Raw genomic sequence first — 24544 nt, forward strand, 5'->3', positions numbered from 1 at the left:
GTCACCGACGTCGGCGTCGTCGTGACCTGCTGGCTGATCGCCCGGGCCACGTCCACCCGACCCGCACCCTGCGCGAACACCCCGACCCCGCTGGCTGGCTTCGCCGAGGCCATCAGCGACGCCTTCAACTGCCCCGCAGCCCACCCCGGGTGCGCCTGACGCAGCAGCGCGGCCGCGCCCGCCACATGCGGGGTCGCCATCGACGTGCCGTTCAACGGCATGTACAGCTGACCTGGCGCGCCGAGGAAGCCGTCCTTGCCGCGTGCCGCGACGATGTCGACGCCCGGCGCGGCGATCTCGGGCTTCACCGCCCAGCCGTCGGCGCTGGGGCCTCGGCTGGAGAAGTCGGCGAGCTCGTCGGACTTCGTGAACGCCGCAACCGCCAGCGCCGCCTCCGCCGTCGCCGGGGAACTGACCGTCTCGTCGTCCCCGTCGTTGCCCGCCGCGATGACGAACAACGTGCCGTGCTGCGCGGTCAGGCTGTTGACCGCCTCCTCGAGCGGGTCGACCTCGGGGCCGTTCGGCCCGCCGAGGCTCAGGTTGACCACGTTCGCCCCGGACTCGGCGGCCCACTGCATGCCGGCCACGATCCACGACTCCATGCAGCCGAACTGGACGCAGACCTTGCCATCCAGCAGCGACGCGCCCGGCGCGACACCCTTGTACTTCCCGCCGGAACCGGCGCCGCTGCCCGCGATGGTCGACGCGACGTGGGTGCCGTGGCCGACCAGGTCACGGTCGTCCTCCTCACCCTCGGTGAAGTTCCGCCGCGTCGAGATCTTCCCGGCCAGGTCGGGGTGCGTGGCGTCAATGCCCGTATCGAGCACTGCGACCCGCACGCCCGTGCCGTCGAAACCAGCCGACCAGGCCGTCGGCGCGCCGATCAGCGGCACGCTCTGGTCCAGCGCCGGCTTACGCACGGCGTCGAGCCAGATCTTGCCCTCGGTCAGCTTGCTGCGAGTCGCAGGCCAGCGGGCGGCCAGCGACTGAGTGGGCGTCTCGGCGGCGAAGCCCCGCACCGCGGGCAGCCGCCGCGCCACGGTCAGACCCGGCGCGGCGGTGGCGCCGGAGACGACCAGCGGCATCGACGACGGACGCGCGGCCTGCACCGCCAGCAACTCGGTCAGGTCGAACAACCGCTGGTCGAGCCGGTCCGCCCGCAGCAACGGCACCGCATCAGACGGAATCACGTACCGGTGACCCTTGGCGCGGTAGCTGTGGAACGTGACGCCTTTACGCGGCGTGATGCCGAGCCGGCCGTCGCCGGCCACGGTCACCCGGTCACCGGTGATCAGCGTTACCGTCGTCGACTCGCCGGTGGTGATCACCGGCTTGACCGCCTGTGGTGCGGCCGCCGGCCTGGCGACGGCGGTGCCGGGCGCGCCCGTCAGCAGCGCGACGACGATCCCCCCGGCCAGTACCGCTCTTGTGCTTCTGCTGGATCGCATGTGCCTCCCCGTTCCTTGACGGTCCCCCGTGGACCGCCTCTATATACAGACGCTTGAGCCGGTCGATGCGTTACGCGAAACGGCGGGCAATCTCGATTGAGGGTGGCGCGGGCGTGGTTGCCGAGCAGGCGTCAGCCCTGTCGGCGCAGGTCGAGCAGGTAGCAGACCTTGTCGTAGCGGTGCTCGCCGACCGCGACGAAATCGGGCAGGCGGCCGTACTCGGTGAAGCCCAGCGACCGGTAGAGACGCAGGGCGGCGCTGTTGTCGCCACGGGCGTCCAGGGTGAGGACTTCGATGCCGGCCCGTCGAGCGTCAGCGATCAAGGCAGCGGTCAACGCCCGGCCGACGCCGCAGCCCTGGGCGGCAGCATCCACCGCGATTTTCTCCAGATCGGCGTGCGGCCGATGAGTCGGTCGGGCATAGCGCAGCCAGTATCCCAGCCCGACCAGCCGGCGGTCGAGGTAGGCGGCGCGCAGGGCGCTGTCGCCCGCCCGCACCGCACGGAGGATCTGGCCGAGGAGTTCCGCCACGTCAGGGCGGGACGGCGGCGCGACCCAGCCGAGCGCCGCGCCATCGCGGACCAGGTCCGCCAGGATCCGATGGGCCGACTCCACGAACCGGGCCTGGAGATCCGGGTCGGCGGCCAGCTCCGCCGCGTCCAAGATGATTGGCCCACCCGTTGCGATGCTGGCCATGGTCGTACTATCGCCGCCCGTGGAAGGCACGTCAATGCCGGTCGACCTTGCCGACAGGAGCTGCGACCGGGTCGACGGGGGGAGGAGATCGGACATGCGATCGAGGCAGGCGAAAGAGATGGCGGGACTCGGTGGGACAATCCTCGGTCGGGCGGGGAGCGTGGCCGCTGTCGTACTGGCGGTGGCGATCGTGCCGGGCCGAGCAGCGGCGAGCCCGTCTCCCCTGACCACGCCTGAGGCGTCCCACGGCAAGCCCGTGTGCCAGGTGCGGGACGACCGGTTGACGGAGATCTCGGGGATGGTCGCGACCACGACCGGCTTCGTCGTGGTCAACGACAGCGCGGACGAGGAGCCACGCCGTCGGATCTTCTTCCTCGACGCCAATTGCGCGGTGGTACGGACGGTGCGCTATCCCTCCCGCCCCAGAGACACCGAGGATCTGGCCGTCGACGCCGACGGAACGCTCTGGGTCGCCGACATCGGCGACAACGATCGCACCCGCCAGACGGTCGCGCTGTGGAAACTGTCACCGCGCAGCGACCGGCCCGTGCTGCACCGCATGACGTACCCGGACGGCCCGCACGACGCCGAGGCGCTGCTCATCGCCGGCGACGGCCGTCCGATCATCGTGACGAAGCAGGGCGGCGCCGCCGGCCTGTACACCCCCACCGTCGACCTGAAGCCGGGCGCGACGGTGCCGTTGAAGCGGGTCGGACAGGTGCGTCTGCCGCGTACCACGACCCGCAACCCGTTCTCCTTTCTCGGCCGGGCGGTGGTCACCGGCGCCGCCACGGCACCCGACCGGCGTCGCGTCGTGCTGCGCACCTACGCCGACGCGTTCGAGTTTGATGTCGTCAACGGCGATGTGATCACGGCCCTCACGACCGGGACACCGCGGATCACGCCGCTGCCCGACGAGCCCCAGGGGGAATCGATCACCTACAGCCGCGACGGACAGTTCCTGCTCACGGTCTCCGAAACCGCCGATCAACCGCCGGGGACGAAGCCCACGATCCTGCGTTATCCCGTGCCGGCGATCACCCCGCCGAGCGCGCGTGCGGTCACGGGCACTCCCACCGCCGCTGCCACCGGTAGGTCACCCGACGATCGGGAAAGGACCTCGCTGTCCGGCGTGGCGGCAGTTGTCGGCCTGGGCCTGCTCGTCGTGGGAGTGGTGGGAGCGGCCCGGTTACGCCGCAGCCGCCAGCGGTAGCGGGTCGAGGTCAGCTGGTGGCGACCCAGTCGGGGTGGGCGATGACGAAGTTGTCCACGGTGTCGTCCTTGACGGCCTGCAGCAGTTGCATGCTGGTGTCGCTGAGGATCTCGGCACTGCCCACGCCCGGCACCGACCGGCTGTTGAACTTGCCGTTGTTGGTCTTGATGGTGATCATGTCGTCCGGGTTGATGCCCCGCATCGCGAAGGCCCAGTCCTCCAGGGAGATGCCGCCACCGTCAACGGTCATGGTCTTTCCGACCGCGGACAGCAGGCCGGGCAGCTTCCTCGGAGAGCTGAGACCGTCGTTCACGACCTGCTTGAGCACTGCCTTGATGAGCTGTTGCTGGTGCCGTTGGCGGCCGTAGTCGAAGTCGTTGTTCGCCAGCAGGTCGCGTTGGCGGACAAAGTCCAGCGCTTGCGACGGGGTGAAACAGTGGTTTCCCTTGGCGTAGAAGTTCGCCGTTACCCCGGGATTCTTGTGGTGCAGCGTCCCGTCCGGGTTGATCTTGTAGGGTGCTGCCCTCTTGCCGTCGGCGGTGTGGCCGATGTGAATGGAGGTGGTGTCCTCGTCCACGTACATGCAGACCTTGCCCAGCACCTCCACGACCTTCTTGAAGCCGTCAAAGTCGATGATGGCGCCGGCGTCCGGGGTGATCCCGGTCAGGTCCTTGATTGTCAGGCTGAGCAGTTCGAAGCCGTGCGCGAGGGCCTCATCGCCGGTCAGGCCCCGGCTGCCGTACGCGAACGCCGAGTTGAGCTTGTTCTCACCGCCGCGATAGGGCACCTTTCCGTTCTCGTACGCGGGGATGCGTACGTAACTGTCACGCGGCAGCGAGACCAGGTACGCACGGTCGTGGCTGGCGGGGATGTGCAGGAGGATGTTCGAGTCCGACCGCATCATGCCGCCCTGGCCGTCCAGACCGACCAGCAGGATGGTCTTCGCACCGTTGATGCTCACATGCCCGCGTTCCGCGTTGGCCGCGCCGATCAGGTTCTGCTGCGTGACGTTGCTCGTCGCCGCACCAACCAGACCCTTGACGCCCACCACGGTCAACCCGCTGATGGTCATCACCGTCGCGCCGATGATGACCAGCAGCCGCGCCCACAGCGGGTCGCGGCGCCGCCGCTTCTTCCTGGCCGGCGCAGTGGCGCGGCTCGCGTGGCGGGAGGACGACTTCGATGCGCGGCCTGGCGACGGCCGCCCGGCGTTCGGTGGGGCGTACGACACGGCGTGATCACTCCTCAGGGGGGATGCCAGCATACCGCCGGCATTCTCGGCGTCATGTCCCGCTCATTGACCCGAAACTGTTCCGAGAATTCCCGACAGCAGCGACCCCGTACGCATGGGCGGCGCGCCACGCGATCTCCAAGCGGACGGGCAGCGCGGCACCCTTGGTCAGCTCGCTGGTGCCGCCGGCAGTTATCCGGTCCCGGGTCGGCATTCCGAAACCCTTCCGGAAGTCGTTGACAGGTCAACGGAGCGGACTGACGCTTTTCCCCATCGACTGATTTCAACGGATGTTGATCCGGGGTCGTCGCCGCGACCCGGGTCGTCTCACGCTGCCGGCCAGCCTTTGTGAGGAGGAAACGCACATGAAAGATTCCCCCGTTCACCAGAAGGGCCGCAGACGCGGTCGCATCCGGATGCTCGTCGGCGGTGCCTGACGGGTGGCACTATAACCACGGGTAACCACTTCGACGCCTGGGCCCGCAACGGAATGAGTCTGGGCAGCCACGACTACATGATTCTCGCGACCGAGGGATACCAGAGCAGCGGAAACTCCAACATCACGCTGGGCGGCTCCGGTGGTGGTGGCGGTGGCGGGGGTGGCGGCGGTGGCGGCGGCAGCTGCACCGCCGCGCTGTCCGCGGGTCAGCAGTGGAGCGACCGGTACAACCTCAACGTCTCGGTGTCCGGCTCCAACAACTGGACCGTGACGATGAACGTTCCGTCCCCAGCCAAGATCATCGCCACCTGGAACATCAGCGCCAGCTACCCCACCGCCCAGCAACTGGTTGCCAAGCCCAACGGCAGCGGCAACAACTGGGGCGTCACCATCCAACACAACGGCAACTGGACCTGGCCGACGGTCTCCTGCAGCGCGAGCTGACGCCCGTACGCCCGGAAGATGGCGCGGCGGCCACCCAGGCCGCCGCGTCACCGCTGCCGGGCCAACGGTCGGCGTTCTCCTGGTACGGCAGAATCGGCGGGCGATGGAGACGGCGAGAATCCTCACCGCGCTCGCCGACCTGGCCCCGGCCGGCGCCGAGCACGCCTTCGACGTGTCCGGCACCGGCCGCCCGTTGGTCTGGCTGCCGGAGGTCGACCGGGGACCGCGCAGCTCCCAGCTGGACCGTCTCGCCGCCCTGGACGCGCTGCACCGCGACGAGCGGATCCTGCGCCGCGGCCTGGCCTTCGTCCTGGGCGCGACGGACCTCAACGGCAGCCGGCGGCGGATCCGCCTGCCGTTGCTGGCCCAGCCGGTCCGCCTGCAGCGCACCGGCCGCGGCTATCGGGTTGTCCCGGCCGGGGACCTGGAGCTGACCTCGCTGATCGAGGACCGGGACCTCGCCGCCCGGCTGGAGGCGGCGCCGGGGCTGGCCGGAAGGGGCTGGCTGGGCGCGCCCGGCACCGCGGCGTGGATCACTGCGGCCGCCGGGGCGGCCGGGCTGAAGCTGGACGCGGTGGTCACCGAACCGCCCTACAGCCGCGACGACGCCGCCCTCACCGGCGTCGCCGCCGCGGCGCTCTTCCTGGCTCGTGATGTGCTCGCCGGCGGGCTGCGTGACACCCTGCTCAACTGGGCGAGCCGGCCTGGGTTGGCGGGCACCGCGCTGGCCCGGCTCTACTCCACCGCAGCGGCCGAGGAGTCGGACGTGAGCCCGCAGGGCCCGGGCGACGGCGACGACGTGCTGTCGCCCCTGCCGTTGAACGCGGCGCAGCGGGACGTGGTGCGTCGGGTCCGGGCCGAACCGGTCGTGGTGGTCTCCGGCGCACCGGGCAACGGCAAGAGCCACAGCCTGGTCGCCGCCGCGCTGGACACGGTGCAGCGGGGCGGGTCGGTGCTGGTGGCCACCCAGTCGCCGCACGCCGCCAACGTGCTGGGCGAGTTGCTGCATCGCCATCCCGGGCCGACGCCGGTGTTGTTCGGTGACGCCGTACGCCGCGAGTCGATCGCCGTCGAACTGGCCGGTGGGGCGGCGGCGGGTGCGGACGACGCGACACTGCGGGCTGACGCCGCTGCCGTGGCCGCCGCCCGGGATCGGGTGGCGGAAATCCTGGCGGTGCTCGTCGCCGCACTCGACGAGGAAGCGCTCGCCGCCACCCTGCCCGGATGGGAGCCGCTGCTGCCGGCCCTGGCCCACGACGCGCCGGGCACGTTCGCCCCGGCCGCCGACCTGACCGCCGTCCGGGCCGCGCTGGCCGCCGCGACCAGGGCCGACGGCGGACGCTGGCGACGGGCGTACGCCGACTGGCGGCTGCGGCGACGCGCGGGCGCCGGCCGGAACGTACCGGTGGAGCGGTTGCGGGCCGCGGTGGTGGCGGCGAGCGCGGTACAGGCCGCGGCGCGGCTGGCGGCTGCCGGCGGCACCGACCTGGCACCGGCCTGGCGCGGCCTGGCCGAGGCGGACGCCGCGCTGGCCACCGCCGTCGGCACGGCGATGCTGCACCGCTCGACCAGCGCCGGCCGGTGGACCGGCGCGGCCCGGCGCGCCGCGAGCGGCCTCGGCGTGGCGCTGCGGGCCGGCCGCAACCGCCGCCGCGAACTGCTGGCCGAGCTGGATGCCGAGGCGCTGGTACGCGCGCTGCCGTTGTGGGTGGGCACGGTGGCCGACGTGGAAGATCTGCTTCCCCCGGTGGCCGGCATGTTCGACCTGGTGGTGCTCGACGAGGCGGCGCACATCGACCAGCTCCGGGCCGCCCCGGTGCTGGCCCGAGCGCGGCGCGCACTGGTCGCCGGCGACCCGCGGCAGCTGCGGTTCGTGTCGTTCGTGGCCGACCTGGACGTCGCCGCCGCGCTGCGCCGGCACGGCCTGGACCACTTCGGCGACCGGCTCGACGTACGCCGATCCAGTGCTTTCGACGTGGCGGCCGGCGCCGCGCCGGTCACCTGGCTCAGCGAGCACTACCGCTCGGCCCCGCACCTGATCCAGTTCTCCGCCCACCGCTTCTACGGCGACCGGGTGGAACTGGTGACCCGGCACCCCGGCAACGAGCGCGCCGACGTCATCGACGTGGTGACCGTGCCCGACGCGGGCGTGGTCGACGGCGTCAACCAGGCCGAGGTGGAGGCCACGCTCGACCTGGTCCGCGGGATCGCCGCCGACCCGCCGGCCGGCGGGATCGCGGTGGTCAGTCCGTTCCGGGCGCAGGCGGACGCCCTGGAGGCGGCGCTGCTGGCCGCCTTCGACGTTGACGAGATCGAGCGTCTCGGCCTGCGGTCGGGTACCGTCCACGCGTTCCAGGGCAGCGAGGCCGACGTGCTGGTCGCCTCGCTGGGGCTGGTGGACGCCGATCCGCCGTCCCGGCAGCGGTTCGTCGCCGAGCCGAACCTGTTCAACGTCCTGATCACCCGGGCCCGTGAACGCCTGACCGTGGTGACCTCCCTACGGTCTCCCGAGGGCCTGATCGGCGACTACCTGTCGTACGCCGGGAAACCACCGTCCGCCGCCCCGGACGGCGAGCCGGCGGACGGCTGGCCGGCCGCGCTCGCCGAGCAATTGCGTCGGCTCGGGCTGTCGGTGCGGCCGGGTTACCCGGTCGGCCGGTGGCGGATCGACCTCTGCGTGGGCGGCGCGGAGCACGCGGTCGGGCTGATCTGCGGGGTGCATCCGGACGGGGTCGCGGCGCACGTGGAACGGCAGCGGGCCCTGCTGCGGGCCGGGTGGCGGCTCTACGACGTGTTCGCCAGCCGCTGGTCGGACGACCCGATCCGGGCTGCCCTCGACCTGTCCTCCCGAGTCACCCGCCGGTAGCCGCAGGGCATAGATAAAAGTTATCTCCACCTGTATCGATCTGTGGAATGGCCCGACCTGATCGTCGCCGCCGTCGTCGCGGCCGCGCTCGCGGTGTCGGTTACCTGGTAGTCGCTGGCCGCTGCCCGTCCCGCATCGACAGGCGGCAATTGACAAAGTTGGGGATTTAAACTTAGTCTCGCGGCGCGCGGGGTGGCACCCTCGCGCGGCCTGCCCACCGCGGGGCCCCAACCCGCGTGACACCTGAAGGAGCAGCATGGCCGGCTTGCGAGGCACAGCGCGCAGAATCCGATGGCGGATCGGCATGGTCGCGGCGGCCACGGCGGCGCTCGTGGCCGGCGCCGGCCTGGTGACCGCGACGAGCGCCCAGGCGGCGGCCGGCTGCCGGGTGACGTACGTAAAAAGCAGCGAGTGGCCCGGCGGCTTCACCGCCGACGTCAGCATCACCAACCTCGGCGATCCGCTCAACGCCTGGAGCCTGGTCTGGACGTTCCCGTCCGGGCAGCAGGTCACCCAGGCGTGGAACGCCAACATCACCTCCTCGGGCGCGAAGGTGACCGCGACCAACGTCAGCTACAACGGCGCGATCGCCACCAACGGCACCGTCTCCTTCGGCTTCAACGGCTCCTGGTCCGGGGCCAACACCGCGCCCACCTCGTTCACGCTCAACGGCGTCACCTGCACCGGCAGCGTCGGCGGCACCACCCCGCCCGCGACCACCGCGCCGCCGACCTCAACCCCGCCGACCACCGCGCCACCGACCTCACCGCCGCCGGCCGGCAACGCCATGGCCGCCGTCGCCGCCATGCAGCCCGGCTGGAACCTGGGCAACTCGTTCGACGCGGTCGGCGCGGACGAGACCGCGTGGGGCAACCCGCGGGTGACCAAGGCACTCATCGACAACGTTCGGGCGCAGGGGTTCAACAGCATCCGAATCCCGGTCACCTGGAGCAACCACCACGGCGGCGCGCCGAACTACACCATAGACGCGGCCTGGCTCAACCGGGTGCGCGAAGTGGTCAACTGGGGGCTCGACGACGGCTTCTACGTGGTGATCAACCTGCATCACGACTCGTGGCAGTGGATCAACACGATGCCCACCGACCGCACGAACGTGCTGAACCGGTACAACGCGCTCTGGACGCAGATCGCTGCGGCCTTCCGCGACTCCTCATCCCGGCTCGTCTTCGAGAGCGTCAACGAGCCACAGTTCACCGGCAGCTCCGGCGACGCCCAGAACGCGACCCTGCTGAACGAGCTCAACACGTCCTTCCAGCGGATTGTGCGCCAGTCCGGCGGCGGCAACGCCACCCGACTCCTCGTGCTGCCGACCCTGTACACGTCGGCCGACCAGCCCCGGGTGGACGAACTGGTGAGCACCTTCAACACCCTGAAGGACGCCAACCTCATCGCGACCGTGCACTTCTACGGCTACTGGCCGTTCAGCGTGAACATCGCCGGTGGCACCCGCTTCGACGCCACCGTGCAGCAGGACCTCACCGACCAGTTCGACCGCGTCTACAACGCGTTCGTCGCCCGCAACATCCCGGTCATCATCGGCGAGTACGGCCTGCTCGGCTTCGACCGGCACACCGGCACCATCGAGCAGGGCGAGAAGCTCAAGTTCTTCGAGTTCCTCGGCTACTACGCGCGCAACCGGAAGATCACCACCCAGCTGTGGGACAACGGGCAGCACTTCGGCCGCACGTCGTTCCAGTGGAGCGACCCGGAGCTGTTCGCCCAGATCAAGTCGAGCTGGACCACCCGCTCCGGCACCGCGTCGAGCGACCAGGTGTACGTGCCGCGGGCCGGCTCGATCACCAGCAAGAGCCTGACGCTCAACCTGAACGGGACGACCTTCCAGGGGTTGCGCCAGGGCAGCACCGACCTGGCCAACGGCGCCGACTACACGATCTCCGGCAGCACGCTGACGCTCACCGCGGCGGCGGTCACCCGGCTGGTCGGCTCCCGGGCGTACGGGGTGAACGCCACCATCCAGGCCCGCTTCTCCGCCGGCGTGCCGTGGCGGATCAGCATCATTTCGTACGACCCGCCGGTGCTCTCCAACGCCACCGGGTCGACGGGCTCGTTCAACCTGCCGACCCAGTTCCGTGGTGACCAACTCGCCACCATGGAGGCCAAGTACGCCGACGGCAGCAACGCCGGCCCGCAGAACTGGACCTCGTACAAGGAGTTCGACGTGACGTTCGCGCCGAACTACAGCGGCAACACGATCACGTTGAAGCCGGAGTTCTTCGCCGAGGTCAACGACGGCCGACGGGTGACGTTGACGTTCCACTTCTGGAGCGGAACGAAGGTCACCTACTACGTCACCAAGTCGGGGAGCACCGTCACCGGCAGCACCAGCTGACCTCCTGCGGCGCGGCGGGCCACGGTGCCCGCCGCGCTGTGGCGGGTGGTCCGGCCCGGCGGTAGGATTATTGCGTGCAGGCGCAAATATCAGATGCTGAGGGGCCGGGGTTCGAGCCGTCGCTGACCTTGTTGAAGGTTCTCGCCGACCCGACCCGGCTGCGGCTGGTGTGGGCCCTCGCCAAGGAGGAGATGCCGGTGTCCCGGCTGGCGCAGCTGGCCGGGGCGCAGGTGGCTGCGGTGTCACAGCACCTGGCGCGGTTGCGTGAGGCAGGTGTGGTGGCCAGCCGCCGAGACGGCACTCGAATCTTCTACCGACTGGCCTCCGACCAGGTGACGCGGCTGCTGGAAGAGGTGGTGTTGACCGCCACCCGGCTGGAAACGGCCGCGCCGGAGCAGCTTCGCGCCGACGCCACTCGCCCGGCGGCGACCGCGCCGCAGCGGGCGGCGGCCGCCGCCCGACCGCGGCTGGCCCAGGGCTAACCTTCCGCCGGGATGCTGGCGGCGCGTTGGGCGGGATCGAGCCGGTACTCCTCGGTGATGGCGTCGTAGGAGTACAACTCCGCGTACCGGCCCCAGTCGGTGGCGACATCGAGCTGGGCCGTGATCTGCTCCGCGGTGTAGTTGTGCGCGAGCAGGTCGCGGAAGAACCCGGCGCGTAGGACGCCGTCGTCCGTGCGTTGCAGGCTGGTGAGAATCGTACGCACCAGCGGACTGTGCTGCATGGTGGCGGCGAACAGCTGCTTGGAGGTCTGCACGTCCGCGGCGGCGAACTCGAAGCCCGGGTCGGTCAACGCGACGCCGCGTGCGTCGGCGGTGGCGAAGCCGAGCAGCTCCAACGCATCCACCAGCGGCAGCAGGTTCTTCACCTCCAGGCCCAACTCGTCGGCCAGGTCACCCAGGTCGATCGGGTCGGGATGCTCGGCGAGGATCTCCGCCAGCCCGGACAGCCCGTCCACGCTGGCGGGCGGCAGCGGGGTGTTGGCGGGGGTCCGCCGCAGCGGCGGCACCTCGGGGGCGACGTCGCGCTCGCGGCCGGTCATCGCCGCGTACACCGTGTCGACCAACGACTCGAAGGCCTTGCTGTCGCGCAGCCGGGGCCGGGGCAACCCGACCGGGTACTCGGCGCGGATGGTGCCGGGCCGGGAGCCCAGGACCAGAATCCGGTCGGCCAGCAGCACCGCCTCTTCGATGCTGTGTGTCACCAGCACGATCGCTCGGGTGGGGAACTGGCCGGACTCCCACAGTTCGACCAGCTCGCCGCGCAGGTTCTCCGCGGTCAGCACGTCCAGGGCCGAGAACGGCTCGTCCATCAGCAGCACGTCCGGCTCGACCACGAGCGCGCGGGCGAACCCGACCCGCTGCCGCATCCCGCCGGACAGCTCCTTGGGGTAGGCGGATTCGAAACCGTCCAGGCCGATCAGGTCGATGGCCTTCAGCGCGGCATCGGTGCGCTGCTTCGGGGGAACGTTGCGGGCTTCCAGGCCCAGCTCGACATTCTGCTGCACGGTCAGCCAGGGCAGCAGCGCGAAGGTCTGGAAGACCATCGCGGTGCCGGGGTTGGAACCCGTCAACGGCCGGCTCTTGTAGGTGACGGTGCCGGTGGAGGGTGGGATGAGCCCGGCCAGGCAGCGCAGGAGGGTGGACTTGCCCGACCCGGACCGGCCCAGCAGGGCGACGATCTCCCCGGCCCGAATAGTCAGGTCGATGCCGGCCAGCACGGGCAGTTCTCCGTCGGCGCCGGCGTAGGACTTGGTCAACGCCTCGGTGGCCAGCAGCACCTCGCCGCTCCTGGCCGATGCGGTGGTTGTGGTATTGGTCATGATGGGTGTTCCTTCGGCTGCTCAGATCAGAGGGCGTAGCGGGTTTCGGCCAAGGCGTACAGGCGGCGCCAGAACAGCCGGTTCAACCCCACCACGTACAGGGACATGACGGCGATGCCGGCCAGAATTTTCGGATAGTTGCCCGCGGTGGTCGCCTCGGCGATGTAGGCGCCGAGGCCGTGCGCGGTGAGCGTGGTGCCGCCGAAGGTGACGACCTCGGCGACGATGGAGGCGTTCCACGCCCCGCCGGAGGCAGTGATGCCACCGGTCACGTAGTACGGGAAGACGGCCGGGATGATCAGCCGTCGCCACCGCTGCCAGCCGCGTACGCCGAGGTCGGTCATGGCTTCCCGCAGGTCGGTGGGGATGGCCTGAGCGCCGGCGATGGTGTTGAACAGGATGTACCACTGGGCGCCCAGTGCCATCAGCAGGGCACCACCGACGTCCAGGGTGATGTCGGTGTGTACCAACAGCCAGGTGACCAGCGGGAACAGGAAGTTCGCCGGGAAGCTGGCCAGCACCTGCACCACCGGCTGGGCGACGCGGGCCAGCCGCGGGCTCGAGCCGATGCGTACCCCGATGGGCACCCACACCACCGTGGCCAGCAGCATCAGCACCACGACCCGGGTCAGGGTCAGCAGGCCCAGCAGCAGCGGCTCGGTGAACACGTCCAGGCCCTCGCCGCTGCCGTGCAGGTAGCGGACCACCTCCACCACACCCCACGCGACCAGCCCCACCATGGCGACGTTGAACGCGACATCGCCGGCCCGGCGGCGGACCGGGCGGGTCGAGAGTGCCTGGTCGTCGGTGCCGAACACGCGGCCGATTCGGCCCAACGCCTCGGCCACGGCCCGCTTGGCCGGGGCGATGAACTGTGGCCAGTGGGAGCGGCGTAGCAGGTCCAGCACGAGCGACCGGGGTACGTCAACGGCCTCGGACTGTTCCTGCTTGAACTTCTCCACCCACGCCGTCAGCGGCCGCCAGAACATGAAGTTCACCGTGACGACCATGATCGTCATGGTGGCGATCGCGTACCCGATCCCGGCCAGGTTCCCGTTGGCGATGGCCGTGCCGGCGTAGGCGCCCACTCCCGGCAGGGAGTACTCGTGGTTGGCGACGGTGATCGCCTCAGAGGCGACCAGGAAGAACCATCCGCCGCCGAAGCTCATCATGCCGTTCCACACCAGCCCGATCGCCGCGTGCGGCACCTCGATACGCCAGAACCGCATCCACCGGGTCAGCCGCAGGTTGCGGGACAGCTCGTCCAACTCTCGTGGCAGCGTGATCAACGAGTGGTAGAACGAGAACGTCATGTTCCACGCCTGCGAGGTGAAGATCGCGAACACGGCGGCCAGTTCCAGGCCGAGCAGCGAGTGCGGGAACAGCCCCACCAGCGTCGTCACCGCGATGGTCAGGAAGCCGAGGATCGGCACCGACTGCAGGATGTCCAACGCGGGAATCAGCACCCGCTCCAGCCGGCGGCTGCGCGCCGCCGCGTATCCGTAGACAAGGGTGAACAGCACGGACACCGCCAGCGCGGCGAACATGCGGAGCAGGCTGCGTATCGCGTAGTACGGCAGCTTGGCCGGGTCGGTGTCGATGTGCAGGGGCCGGCTCGGGGTGAACGAGACCGCGACGCCGGCGCCGACGCGGATCGCCACATAGAAGACCACCAGCACTGTGGCGGCCACCACCACGTCGGCCCAGCCGACCTGGGTCCGCACCCACGGCAGCCGGGCCGGGAGCATCGACAGTCGCCGGCCGACCCGGCCGGACGCTTTTCTTACGGGCAGCATCGGTGCACCCCCATGCTGGGGTAGAAAGATCAGAGTTCGCCACGTCGGGGCGGCACCGCAGGCGCGACACCAGACGGCATGAACCTAGGGAAAGACCGGGCCTCGGCCCAGGGGGAACCCCGGATCATTGGCGGCAGGCGCTCAGCGCCGTCCGCACCGGGGGCTGGTACTCGAAGGAGGATCACAGCTCGACATGGCTGGCCACCTCCCTCATCTCGACACAGCGGCCTCAGCCACCGGCAACAATGCCACATACTTGCGCTGAGACGCAAATAGGCTGATGGTGTGCGGCCACGGACAGTCGCGTCGGGACTGCCTGCGTACGGTCAGCCGGAGCTGCGCCGTGGCAGGAGCAGCTCCTCGTGATCGAGCTCGCGTTCCAGGATGCGGAGCCCCGCGTCGGGCAGCCGACCGGCGTCGCGCCACCGCAGGAGTTCCTCGCGCTGGGCGTCGATCACGGCCCGCCGGATGCGAAGCGCCGCCTCATACTGCGGTGAGGTGGGCATCTCGGCGGACTCGGCGTTTTCCAGCAGGTCCAACCGACCGCGGTAGCGGGCCAGCCGGGCCAGCAACTGGGTACGGGTGGTGTTGACGGCCACGGCGTTCTCCGGCTCGTCGGTGGCGACCTCGTCGAGGCGGTCCAGGGCCGCCTCGACAGCGGCCGACCGGGCCTCGTTGCGTACCCGGGCCTGGTCGGTCTCGTCGGCCCGTAGGCCCAACGCCCGCACCAGCGGCGCGAACGTGAGGCCCTGCCCGACAAGCGTCACGAGAACGACCACGAAGGTGCAGAACAGCAGCAGGTCGCGGTCGGGGAAGGGCGCCCCACTGTCGGTGGCCAGCGGCAGGGTGAAGATCGCCGCCAGGCTGATGACCCCACGGGTTCCGGACCAGCTCAGCGCCCCGACCTCGCGACCGGTGAGCCGCCGGGCGTTGCGCTCCTCGCGCGCGGCCTGCCGCGAGTTGCCGCGTTCGTCGGGGTCGTCCTGCTCGAATGCGCCGCCCAGCCGGGTGTGCAGCGACCGGGGGAGCAACTGGGTCAGCACCAGCCACGCGGGGCGGAGCAGCAGCACCACGCCGACCGACACCGCGACGGCGGCGACGATGGTGGAGGTGTCGTACCGGTGCAGGCCCCGGACCACCCTGAGCAGCTGCTGGCCGATCAGCAGGAAGATGAAGCCTTCGAGGAGGAAGTCGACCAGCCGCCACACCGCGCTGGTCTGCAGCCGGCTGGCGCCGGAGGCGAGCCGGGGGGCGTGGTGACCGACGATCAACCCGGCGATCACCACGGCGAGCACCCCGGAGACGTGCAGTTCCTCGCCCGACAGGTAGGCCACGAACGGCGTCGCGAGTGAGATGGCGTTGGCCAGCAGCGGATCCGTGGTGAGCGGTCGGGCCAGGCGCACCACCCAAGCGACGATCCCGCCGACCGCGACCCCGCCCGCCGCCGCGAGCACGAACTGGCCGGCGGCGGATGCGTACGAGAACCCACCGCCGACGGCGGCGGCGACGGCGACCTTGAGGATCGTCAGGGCGGTGGCGTCGTTCAGCAGTCCCTCGCCCTGAATGATCGTGACCAGCTTCGGCGGCAGGTTCACTCGCCGGCCCACGGCCAGCGCGGCCACCGGATCCGGCGGCGCGATCGCGGCGCCGATCGCGATCCCCGCGGCCAGGGTGGCCCCGGCGACGAACAGGTGAAAACCGAGCCCCACCAGCACTGCGGTGAGCAGCACCAGCACCACGGACAAACTGACCACGATACGGAGGTTCCGGCGGATGCCCAGCAGCGATGAATCCAGAGCCGCGCTGTAGAGCAGCGGTGGCAGCACGACCGTCAGCACGATGCCGGGATCAAGGTTGATGTTGGGCCCAGGGAGCAGCGCGTAGGCGATGCCGACGAGCGGCAGGAGCGCCGCCGCCGGCAGGCCCGTGCGCGTCGCCACCCATCGCACCACGACGATGACCGCGACGGCGGCGAGCACGAACAACGACGTCGTCTGGGGGCTCACCCGATTGATTCTTCCTGTTCGGCGGCAGCCCGGCCTGCGGTAGTCCGGAGCGTACCCGCTGAACTGGACGCCGCTGAGCTGGCGCGAGTGCCCATCCCAGCACTGTTGGGATGAACCGGCCGAAGACAATGAACAACAAGCTGATCTTCCGCTTGCGGTCGTCCACTACCTTGAACGCCCGGGGGTGGTGGTAGGCGTGACTCTTGTTCGTGGATCGGCAACCGGTGTGACGCGGCTTCCCGGCGTCCAGCGGCGCCTTCGTCGTACGCCGGGGCGGCTGACGCTCGCCACCGCCGTGCTCGTCGTGCTCGGGCTCGCCACGGGCGTGGCCGGGGCGCTCGGCGTACGCCAGCGGATGGACCTCGTCAACGGTGCCACCGCCCGCGGCGGTGACCTGACGGTCGCCGTGCAGCGGCTCTACCGTGCGCTCTCCGACGCCGACGCCACCGCGGCAAGCGCCTTCCTCGCCGGCGGTGTCGAGCCGGTGGCCCTCCGCGAGCGCTATCAGTCCGACATCGCCGACGCGGCGGCGGCGCTGTCCGAGGTGTCCGCGGGGCGCGCGGGCGGCGACCGGGGCGAGGTGGCGGTCGCGCAGATCACCAGCGACCTGCCGGTCTACACCGGCCTTGTCGAGACGGCCCGGGTGCACAACCGGCAGGGCGTGCCAATCGGTGGCGCGTACCTGCGCGAGGCGTCGGGCCTGATGCGCGAGCGCCTGCTGCCCGCGGTCCAGACGCTCTACGAGGCCACCTCTGTCCAGCTCGACGACGCCCGCGACCGGGCGGGTGGGTTTCCGTGGTTCGCGGTGCTGCTCGGGCTGCTGACCATCGCCGCGCTTGTGGTGGTGCAGCGTTACCTGACCCGCCGTACCAACCGGTTGTTCAACCTCGGGTTGGTGGCCGCCACCGCCGCGACGGCCGTCCTGGTCGTGTGGCTCGGGGTTTCGGCGGCGCTGGCTGCCGAACGGCTCGACGCGAGCCGTGAGCAGGGCTCGACCCCGGTCGCGCAGCTGGTCGGGGTGCGCATCGCGGCATTGCAGGCCCGCGCCGACGAGGCACACACGCTGATCGCCCGGGGCAACGGCGCGCGGTTCGAAGAGGATTACGCCCGGGCCATGGAGAGCGTCACCGGGCTGGCGGCCCTGTCCGGCGCGGACGCGACCACCAGCGACACGGTCGACGCGGCGGCGGGTGAGGCGCGCAAGTGGCTCGCGGCCCACCAGAAACTGCGCGCCCTCGACGACAGCGGGCAGTACACCCAGGCGGTCGCCGCAGCCGTCGGCACCGGCCCGGAGTCGACGGCCAGCATCTTCAACCAGTTCGACGAGCACCTGGCCGACGCCATCGAACACCACCGGCAGCGGTTCGACCAGGACGTGAGCCGCGCCGCCGATGCACTCGCCGGCGCGGACCTCGGCGTCGCCGTGCTGGCGGCGCTGCTGATCGTCGGCGCGGCGCTCGGTATCCAGCGGCGATTGGCGGAGTACCGATGAGACGACCTGCCCTCGCGTTGCTGACCGTCCTCTGTCTAGCCGGTTGCACGGCGGCCCGGCCGCTGCCCGAGGCGCGGGTCGACGTGGCCGCGCCCCGCCCGGTCGGCGCGCAGGATCCGGCGGTCATCCCGAGCGGGGCCGCCGCGCCGCCCGGGTCGTGTGATCCGCGAGCCAGCCTGCGGCCGTCCGGCACCCTGCCGGCGCCGGGGCGGATGCCGGGCGGCTCGACGATGGCCCGCATCGCCGAGCGAGGCCGGCTGGTCGTCGGCGTCGACCAGAACAACTACCGCTTCGGATACCGCGACCCGGGCACCGGGGACCTGGTGGGCTTCGAGATCGACCTGGCGCACGAGATCGCCCGAGCGATCTTCGGCGACCCCGGCAAGGTGCTGTTCCGGGCGGTCACCACCGCCGAACGGGAGCAGGCGGTCCAGTCGGGCGCCGTCGACATCGTCATTCGCAGCATGACGATGACCTGCGACCGGTGGCAGCGGGTGTCGTTCTCCACCGAGTACGTCAGCGCCGGTCAGGCCATCCTGGTCGCCAAGGGATCGCCGATCAAGGGCCTGCAGGGTCTCGCCGGTAAGAAGGTCTGCGCGTCCACCGGCAGCACGTCGATCCGAAACGTCGCGACCAAGGCTCCGCAGGCGCTGCCGGTGTCGGCGGCCGACGCGTTGGATTGCCTGGTGATGCTGCAGCAGAACCAGGTCGACGCGGTCTCCGGCGACGACACGATCCTGGCCGGCTTCGCGGCACAGGACCCGGGCACCACGGTCCTGCCCGACCGGTTCACCGAAGAGCCGTACGGCATGGCGATGAAGAAGGAGTCGCCCGACCTGGTGCGTTTCGTCAACGCGGTGCTCGAACGGCTCCGCGCGGACGGCACCTGGGCCCGGCTCCACCACACGTGGCTGACCGCGCTGGGCAGCACCCCGCAGCCACCGGCCGCCCGCTACCGGGACTGACCGTGGCAACACCGACACCGATGGGCCGCAACCAGGTCGACGCCGCCATCGTCGGGCTCGTCGCCGCGCACGACCGGATCTCCGCCGCCATGTACGCGCTGGACGCCCATCCGGGCCTCGTCGTGCTGCGCGGCGACGACCTGCGCGGTAAGACCCGCCGGGTCGCCACCGAGACCCTTTCGCGGCTTGATGTCCTGTGGTCGCAGTTCGCCGCGCTGGGGTCTGTGCTGGACCGGGTGCGGGCGGTACGCGGCGCACGGTCGAAGCCCGGCGACGACGAACTGTCCGAGCTGACCACGCTGCTGCGCGGTCCCGTGCTGCCGCTCGCACCCGACGGCATGGTGGTCGACGACCCGCTGGCCGGGCCGCCGCCGAACTGGGTGACCGCGATAAGTCTGGGGCAGGAGCTGGAGCGGGCTGCCGCCGAGGTCACCGGGACCCTCGACGGCGTCCAGTCGGCGTACGCGCAGGTCGCCAGCCGGTTCGAGCCGCTGACCAGGGCGCTGGGCCGGGCCCGGACGGCCGCCGAGGCGCTGGGCTACGCCGCCACCGGTGCGGACGTGGAGCGTCTTGACGCACGGCTGGCCGAGGCGACCTTCGACGCGATGCGCGACCTGCTGGAAACGGTCGGACCACCACCGGCGCTGGCCGCCGAGATCGACGCTTTCGCCGCCCGGCTGGCTGACCTGCGCCAGCTGCGCGACGCCTACCCGGACCGGGTGCAGCGGCTGCGGACAGCCGTGGACGAGGTGGCCGAGGCGGAGGCCGAGACCGCCCGGGCGTACGCCGTCGCCACCGCGAAGATCGCCAACCCCGGCCTGCCGCCGGCGCCCGACACGGTCCCGGCGCTGCGGGCGCACCTGGCCCAGCTCGACCAACTGCACCGCGAACAGCGTTGGCCCCGGCTCACCGACGAGCTGAGCACCGTCGAGCGATCCGTGGCGCAGGCGCGGGAGCACGCGATGCAGTTGCGCGAGGCAGCTCAAGGGCTGCTCGACCGCCGGGCCGAGCTACGCGGCCGGCTCGACGCCTATCGCGCGCGAGCGGGACGATTCGGTCTGGCCGAGCACGCCGCGCTCGCCCACCTGCACCGGACCGCGCAGGACCTGCTCATTACCAGCCCCTGCGACCTGCCGGCGGCCACCCGCGCGGTGGTCGCCTACCAGCGATATCTCAACGAGCTTACGGAGAGGGGGCACCAATGAGGTGTGTCCGGTCCGGTTGCCCCGGCTCCTACGGCGCCGAGGGCTACTGCGACGAGTGTGGACGCCGAGCGCCCGCCGGCGCCGCAGCCCCGAACGCCGTAGCCCCGGCTTCGCGCGCCGGCGCCGCAGCCCCGGGTGTCAGCGTGGCGACCGCCGCAGCCGGCCTGCCCTCCGTCGCCACGGCCAGCGCCGGCTCGGTACGCACCAGGTCCGGGCGTAGCCGGCCCTCGGCGCGCGGTGGACTCGGCGCCGGGCTGATCGACGTCCCGCGGGTACCGCTGCGGGATCCGGCCACGGCGGTCATGAGCGACCCGAAGGTGGCCGAGTCGCGGCGCTTCTGTACGCAGTGCGAGGCCGAGGTGGGGCGCGGGCGGGACGGCAAACCGGGTCGGGCCGAGGGCTTCTGCCCCCACTGCGGCCACCCGTTCTCGTTCCTCCCGCGACTGCGCGCCGGCGACCTCGTCAACGACCGGTACGAGCTGCTCGGCGCGCTCGCGTACGGCGGGCTGGGTTGGATCTACCTCGCCCGGGACCGCAACGTGAGCGACTCGGTCAGCGACCGCTGGGTGGTCCTGAAAGGGCTGATCAACACCGGTGACCCCGACGCCATGGCGTCAGCGGTGACCGAGCGGCGGTTCCTGGTCGAGATCGACCACCCCAACATCGTCAAGATCCACGATTTCGTGCAGCACCCGGACCCGAAAACGGGCGAGCTGGTCGGCTACATCGTCATGGAGTACGTCGGCGGCCAGTCGCTGCGGGACATTCTGGTGGCCCGCCGCGCCGAGGGCACGCGGGTGCTGCCGCTACCGGAGGTGATCGCGTACGGGATCGAGATTCTTCCCGCGCTGGGCTACCTGCACGATCGCGGCCTGATCTTCTGCGACTTCAAGCCGGACAACGTCATCCACGCCGAGGAACAGCTCAAGCTCATCGACCTCGGCGGCGTCCGACGGGCCGACGACGAGGTCAGCGCCATCTACGGCACCCCTGGTTATCAGGCGCCCGAGGTGGCCAGCGTCGGCCCGTCGGTCACCTCCGACCTCTACACCGTCGGGCGGACGCTCGCCGTGCTCAGCTTCGAGTTCCGCGGGTTCTCCAGCACGTACGCCGACCGGCTGCCCGACCGCTCGGAGGTGCCGCTGCTGGCCGAGGAGGAGTCGTACTACCGACTGCTGTGCCGGGCCACGCACCCGGAACCGGCCCGGCGCTTCCAGTCCGCGGCCGAGCTGAGCGAGCAGCTGCTCGGCGTGCTCCGCGAGGTGCTGTCGACCGCCGACGGCGTGCCCCGACCGACCCTGTCCCACCGGTTCACCGCCGAGCGGCGGGCGTTCGGCACCGGCGCCGGCGAGATCGGCGACACGGTGGTCGCCGACCTCCGGCCGGCGAGCGTCGCCGCCGCACTGCCGCTGCCGCAGGTCGACGTCCTCGATCCCGGGGCCGGCTTCCTGGCCACGCTGAGCGTCACCGACCCGAACGAGGTCGTCCGGCAGCTGACGTCCGCCCCGATGCAGAGTGTCGAGGTGGCGTTGCGGCTGGTCCGGGCGCGCATCGAGCAGGGCGACCTGGCCGGCGCGCACGCCGGCCTCGACGAGTTGGCGGCGGCCGACCCGTTCGACTGGCGGATCGACTGGTACCGGGGCCTCGCCGCGCTGGCCGCGAACGACGCGGGAGCGGCGCGAGTCGCCTTCGACGCGGTCTACCACGAGCTGCCGGGTGAGCCGGCTGCCCGGCTGGCGCTGGCCGCCGCGATGGAGTGCACCGGCGACCCGACCGCCGCCGAGCGGCTCTACCACCGGGTGTGGCGGGTCGACCACGGCTACCTCAGCGCCGCCTTCGGACTGGCCCGGATCCGGCTGGCCGCCGGCGACCGGTCGGGCGCGCTGACCGTGCTCGACCAGGTGGCGGACAGCTCCAGCCTGCACGTCGCCGCCCAGGTCGCCGCCGTGCGCGCCAGTCTGCACGCCACCGCGGACCACCCGATCGAATCCGACGAGCTGCGGCAGGCATCCGTGCGGCTGGAACGGCTCACCCTCGACGTCGAGCGCCGCGCCCGGCTCGCCGTCGAGGTACTGGAGGCGGCCCTTGCCTGGCTCACCGCGACCCGAGCATCCGGGCACCGCCCGCCGCCCGAGGCCCGGGTGCTCGGCCACGAACTGACCGAGCGGGGGCTGCGCTTCGGGCTGGAAAAGGCGTACCGGGCGATGGCGCAGCTGGCCCGCGACACTGACACCCGGATCGCGCTCGTCGACCGGGCCAACACCGTCCGACCCCGGACCTTCGTATGATCGGCTGCCCGGACCACGGCCCACCGAGCGAGCCGGACCACCGGTTCTGCGAGGTGTGCGGTCGCAACCTGATCACCGGCGAGCCCGCACCCCAGCCGGTGGCCACCACGCGGCTGTCGTCGCGGGCCGCCGACCCGACCTGCCCCAGCTGCGGCACGGCCTACGCAGGCGACGAAGGCTACTGTGACCACTGCGGACGGAGAAGGCCGGTCGGGCGGGATCACGCCGACCTGGACCTGACCACCGTCGCCGGCGTGACCGACCGTGGCCGACGTCACCGCCGCAACGAGGACGCGATCGCAATCGGCCGGACCGGCGACGTCACCGCCGCCGTCGTCTGCGACGGGGTGTCCACCTCCACCCACCCCGACACCGCCGCGTACGCCGCCGCCGAGGCCGGCCTCGCGGCCCTTCTGGCGGCGCTCGCCGGCGGCACCGAGCCCACCCGGGCCACCCTCGACGGCGCGCGGGCAGCCGCGGCGGCGGCCCGCGCCACGGCCGGGCCGGATCCCGGAGACTCACCGCCGAGCTGCACCTACGTCTCCGGCATCGTCACCGCAGACGTGGTAACCGTCGGCTGGATCGGCGACAGCCGGGCGTACTGGCTGGGACCGGACCCCGCCTGCCTCACCGTCGACGACTCGGTGGCCGGCCAACTCGCCGCCGGCCGTCCGCTCCCGCCGGGCCTCGACGCCGACCCCGCATCCAAGGCGCTCATCCGCTGGCTCGGTGCCGACGCGGACGACAGGGACGCACAGGTTGTCTCGCTGCGCCCCGCCGGCCCCGGACGACTGCTGCTCTGCTCCGACGGGCTGCACGACTATCTGTCCGACCCGGGCGCCCTGGCGGCGGCATCGTCCGGCCAACTGATCGACGTGGCGCGGCGTCTCACGGCCATCGCGCTGGACGGCGGAGGTCACGACAACGTCACCGTCGCCGTACTCTCCTCTGCAGCCTCAGGAGGCACACCTTCATGACCGCACAGTTCTCCGCCGAGGTCGACCAGAACGAATACCTGCCCGAGGGTGGGCGCGTCGTCGACGCCATCGTCACCGTGACCGCGCAGGGCGGGGACCTACGCGAGGCGGGCATCGCGCCCAGCGCGGCGGAGGTCATCATGGTCGACGTCTCCGGATCGATGGGAATGCCGGCCCAGAAGATCGCCGAGGCGAAGAAGGCCACGGCCATCGCCATCGACACCATCCGGGACGGGGTCGCGTTCGCCGTCGTCGCCGGCACAACCTCGGCGTACATGGTCTATCCGCCGGACGCCCGGATGGTCCCAGCGTCCGCGCAGACCAAGGCTGAGGCGAAGGCCGCCGTGGCGCGACTGCGCGCTGACGGGGGTACGGCCATGGGCCGCTGGCTCGACCTCGCGAACCACCTCTTCGCCAGCCAGCAGGCCGAGGTGAAACACGCGATCCTGCTCACCGACGGGCAGAACCAGCACGAAAGCCCGCAGGACTTCCAGCGCGTGCTCAGCGCCTGCGAGGGCCGGTTCGTCTGCGACAGCCGCGGCGTCGGCAACGACTGGGTGGCCCGCGAGCTGCGCCTGATCGCCTCCACCCTGCTCGGCACCGCCGACGGCCTGGAAGACCCGGCCGAACTGCCGGCCGCCTTCCAGGCCATGACGGCAGCCGCGATGGGCAAGACGGTCGCCGACGTGTCGCTGCGGGTGTGGACCCCGGCCGGTGCCACCATCCGGTTCGTCAAGCAGGTGTACCCACAGGTGGAGGACCTCACCGGCCGGCGCGCGGAGGTGAGCGGCCGGATCGGCGACTATCCGACCGGCGCGTGGGGCGCGGAGAGCCGCGACTACCACGTCTCGATCGAGGTCGAGCCGGACGCGGTCGGCGAGGAGATGCTCGCCGCGCGGGTCAGCCTCGTCAGCGGCGGGCAACTGCTCACCGAGAAGCTGGTTCTGGCCCGGTGGACCGACGACACCGCGCTCTCCACGAAGATCAACCCGCAGGTCGCGCACTACACCGGCCAGGCCGAGCTGGCCGCGGTGATCCAGGAAGGACTCAAGGCGCGCGACGCCGGCGATGTGGAGACCGCCACCGCGAAGCTCGGCCGGGCCGTTCAACTCGCCGCGGCGTCCGGCCACGAAGGCACCGCGAAGCTGCTCGCCCGCGTGGTGGACGTGGTCGACGCGCCCACCGGCACCGTGCGACTCAAGAAGCAGGTCGCCGGCGTCGACGCGGAGCTCACCAACGTGCGGTCCGTCAAGACGGTACGGGTGAAGAAGAAGCAGGAGGGCTGA

The 24544-nt window shown here is 71.3% G+C and carries 18 protein-coding genes; 12 read left to right on the plus strand and 6 right to left on the minus strand.

Annotation, left to right across the window (positions count from 1 at the left end; genetic code table 11):
- On the minus strand, window positions 1-1448 hold a 1448-nt coding region (locus ABZ671_RS23450; protein WP_357861771.1), incomplete at its 3' end, for a S8 family serine peptidase.
- Between the two features lie 131 nt (window positions 1449-1579).
- Window positions 1580-2143 (minus strand): N-acetyltransferase, encoded by a 564-nt coding sequence (locus ABZ671_RS23455; protein WP_357861773.1) that lies wholly within the window; start codon window positions 2141-2143, stop codon window positions 1580-1582.
- 160 nt (window positions 2144-2303) lie between these two features.
- On the opposite strand from ABZ671_RS23455, the gene ABZ671_RS23460 reads away from it, so the two are divergent.
- Window positions 2304-3356, plus strand: coding sequence for a hypothetical protein (locus tag ABZ671_RS23460; RefSeq protein WP_357861775.1), 1053 nt, complete (start codon window positions 2304-2306; stop codon window positions 3354-3356).
- Between the two features lie 10 nt (window positions 3357-3366).
- Here the strand turns inward: ABZ671_RS23460 and ABZ671_RS23465 are convergent, their stop codons facing one another.
- Window positions 3367-4428, minus strand: a complete 1062-nt coding sequence (locus tag ABZ671_RS23465; RefSeq protein ID WP_357861777.1) for an LCP family protein — start codon at window positions 4426-4428, stop codon at window positions 3367-3369.
- A gap of 13 nt (window positions 4429-4441) precedes the next feature.
- Here ABZ671_RS23465 and ABZ671_RS23470 point away from each other — a divergent pair, with 13 nt between their 5' ends.
- The 5 genes from ABZ671_RS23470 to ABZ671_RS23490 all read left to right on the plus strand — a co-directional run bounded on the left by ABZ671_RS23470 (window position 4442) and on the right by ABZ671_RS23490 (window position 11189).
- On the plus strand, window positions 4442-4594 hold the full coding sequence (locus ABZ671_RS23470) for a hypothetical protein (protein ID WP_357861779.1): 153 nt from the start codon (window positions 4442-4444) through the stop codon (window positions 4592-4594).
- Window positions 4595-5020: 426 nt separating this feature from the next.
- Entirely contained in the window at window positions 5021-5470 is a 450-nt protein-coding gene (locus ABZ671_RS23475) for a glycoside hydrolase family 11 protein (protein ID WP_357861862.1), read from the plus strand.
- Between the two features lie 103 nt (window positions 5471-5573).
- Window positions 5574-8336 (plus strand): AAA domain-containing protein, encoded by a 2763-nt coding sequence (locus tag ABZ671_RS23480; protein ID WP_357861781.1) that lies wholly within the window; start codon window positions 5574-5576, stop codon window positions 8334-8336.
- Between the two features lie 256 nt (window positions 8337-8592).
- On the plus strand, window positions 8593-10707 hold the full coding sequence (locus ABZ671_RS23485) for a cellulase family glycosylhydrolase (protein WP_357861783.1): 2115 nt from the start codon (window positions 8593-8595) through the stop codon (window positions 10705-10707).
- Window positions 10708-10781: 74 nt separating this feature from the next.
- Window positions 10782-11189, plus strand: coding sequence for a metalloregulator ArsR/SmtB family transcription factor (locus ABZ671_RS23490; RefSeq protein ID WP_357861785.1), 408 nt, complete (start codon window positions 10782-10784; stop codon window positions 11187-11189).
- Here the strand turns inward: ABZ671_RS23490 and ABZ671_RS23495 are convergent.
- The 3 genes from ABZ671_RS23495 to ABZ671_RS23505 form a co-directional block, all read right to left on the minus strand.
- Window positions 11186-12529, minus strand: a complete 1344-nt coding sequence (locus ABZ671_RS23495; protein WP_357861787.1) for a nitrate/sulfonate/bicarbonate ABC transporter ATP-binding protein — start codon at window positions 12527-12529, stop codon at window positions 11186-11188. The two genes, ABZ671_RS23490 and ABZ671_RS23495, sit on opposite strands and share 4 nt — an antisense overlap.
- Before the next feature lie 26 nt (window positions 12530-12555).
- Window positions 12556-14325, minus strand: coding sequence for an ABC transporter permease subunit (locus ABZ671_RS23500; protein ID WP_357861789.1), 1770 nt, complete (start codon window positions 14323-14325; stop codon window positions 12556-12558).
- 326 nt (window positions 14326-14651) lie between these two features.
- Window positions 14652-16331, minus strand: a complete 1680-nt coding sequence (locus tag ABZ671_RS23505; protein WP_357861791.1) for a cation:proton antiporter — start codon at window positions 16329-16331, stop codon at window positions 14652-14654.
- Window positions 16332-16557: 226 nt separating this feature from the next.
- On the opposite strand from ABZ671_RS23505, the gene ABZ671_RS23510 reads away from it, so the two are divergent.
- Genes ABZ671_RS23510 through ABZ671_RS23535 form a run of 6 tightly spaced genes read left to right on the plus strand, consistent with a single transcriptional unit; the run spans window position 16558 to window position 24544 of the window.
- Window positions 16558-17823, plus strand: coding sequence for a hypothetical protein (locus ABZ671_RS23510; RefSeq protein ID WP_357861793.1), 1266 nt, complete (start codon window positions 16558-16560; stop codon window positions 17821-17823).
- Entirely contained in the window at window positions 17820-18788 is a 969-nt protein-coding gene (locus tag ABZ671_RS23515; RefSeq protein ID WP_357861795.1) for a glutamate ABC transporter substrate-binding protein, read from the plus strand. The genes ABZ671_RS23510 and ABZ671_RS23515 overlap by 4 nt, the downstream gene beginning before the upstream one ends.
- 2 nt (window positions 18789-18790) lie before the next feature.
- Window positions 18791-19993, plus strand: coding sequence for a hypothetical protein (locus ABZ671_RS23520; protein WP_357861797.1), 1203 nt, complete (start codon window positions 18791-18793; stop codon window positions 19991-19993).
- On the plus strand, window positions 19990-22281 hold the full coding sequence (locus ABZ671_RS23525; protein ID WP_357861799.1) for a tetratricopeptide repeat protein: 2292 nt from the start codon (window positions 19990-19992) through the stop codon (window positions 22279-22281). Before ABZ671_RS23520 ends, ABZ671_RS23525 begins: the two co-directional genes overlap by 4 nt.
- Window positions 22278-23258: a protein phosphatase 2C domain-containing protein gene (locus ABZ671_RS23530; protein WP_357861801.1), complete on the plus strand. Its 981-nt coding sequence runs from the start codon at window positions 22278-22280 to the stop codon at window positions 23256-23258. The genes ABZ671_RS23525 and ABZ671_RS23530 overlap by 4 nt, the downstream gene beginning before the upstream one ends.
- Window positions 23255-24544 carry a VWA domain-containing protein gene (locus ABZ671_RS23535; protein ID WP_357861803.1) on the plus strand — a complete coding sequence of 430 codons (1290 nt, stop codon included), beginning with the start codon at window positions 23255-23257 and terminating at the stop codon, window positions 24542-24544. Before ABZ671_RS23530 ends, ABZ671_RS23535 begins: the two co-directional genes overlap by 4 nt.

It is taken from the genome of Micromonospora sp. NPDC006766 (assembly GCF_040636055.1).
Classification (GTDB): Bacteria; Actinomycetota; Actinomycetes; order Mycobacteriales; family Micromonosporaceae; genus Micromonospora.

What these genes read in the sequence shown, in the direction of transcription:
- ABZ671_RS23455 (WP_357861773.1), bottom strand. Translation starts at nt 2,143, where the DNA reads ATGGCCAGCATCGCAACGGGTGGGCCAATCATCTTGGACGCGGCGGAG.
- ABZ671_RS23465 (WP_357861777.1), bottom strand. Translation starts at nt 4,428, where the DNA reads ATGACCATCAGCGGGTTGACCGTGGTGGGCGTCAAGGGTCTGGTTGGT.
- ABZ671_RS23470 (WP_357861779.1), top strand. Translation starts at nt 4,442, where the DNA reads ATGATGACCAGCAGCCGCGCCCACAGCGGGTCGCGGCGCCGCCGCTTC.
- ABZ671_RS23480 (WP_357861781.1), top strand. Translation starts at nt 5,574, where the DNA reads ATGGAGACGGCGAGAATCCTCACCGCGCTCGCCGACCTGGCCCCGGCC.
- ABZ671_RS23485 (WP_357861783.1), top strand. Translation starts at nt 8,593, where the DNA reads ATGGCCGGCTTGCGAGGCACAGCGCGCAGAATCCGATGGCGGATCGGC.
- ABZ671_RS23495 (WP_357861787.1), bottom strand. Translation starts at nt 12,529, where the DNA reads ATGACCAATACCACAACCACCGCATCGGCCAGGAGCGGCGAGGTGCTG.
- ABZ671_RS23500 (WP_357861789.1), bottom strand. Translation starts at nt 14,325, where the DNA reads ATGCTGCCCGTAAGAAAAGCGTCCGGCCGGGTCGGCCGGCGACTGTCG.
- ABZ671_RS23515 (WP_357861795.1), top strand. Translation starts at nt 17,820, where the DNA reads ATGAGACGACCTGCCCTCGCGTTGCTGACCGTCCTCTGTCTAGCCGGT.
- ABZ671_RS23525 (WP_357861799.1), top strand. Translation starts at nt 19,990, where the DNA reads ATGAGGTGTGTCCGGTCCGGTTGCCCCGGCTCCTACGGCGCCGAGGGC.
- ABZ671_RS23530 (WP_357861801.1), top strand. Translation starts at nt 22,278, where the DNA reads ATGATCGGCTGCCCGGACCACGGCCCACCGAGCGAGCCGGACCACCGG.
- ABZ671_RS23535 (WP_357861803.1), top strand. Translation starts at nt 23,255, where the DNA reads ATGACCGCACAGTTCTCCGCCGAGGTCGACCAGAACGAATACCTGCCC.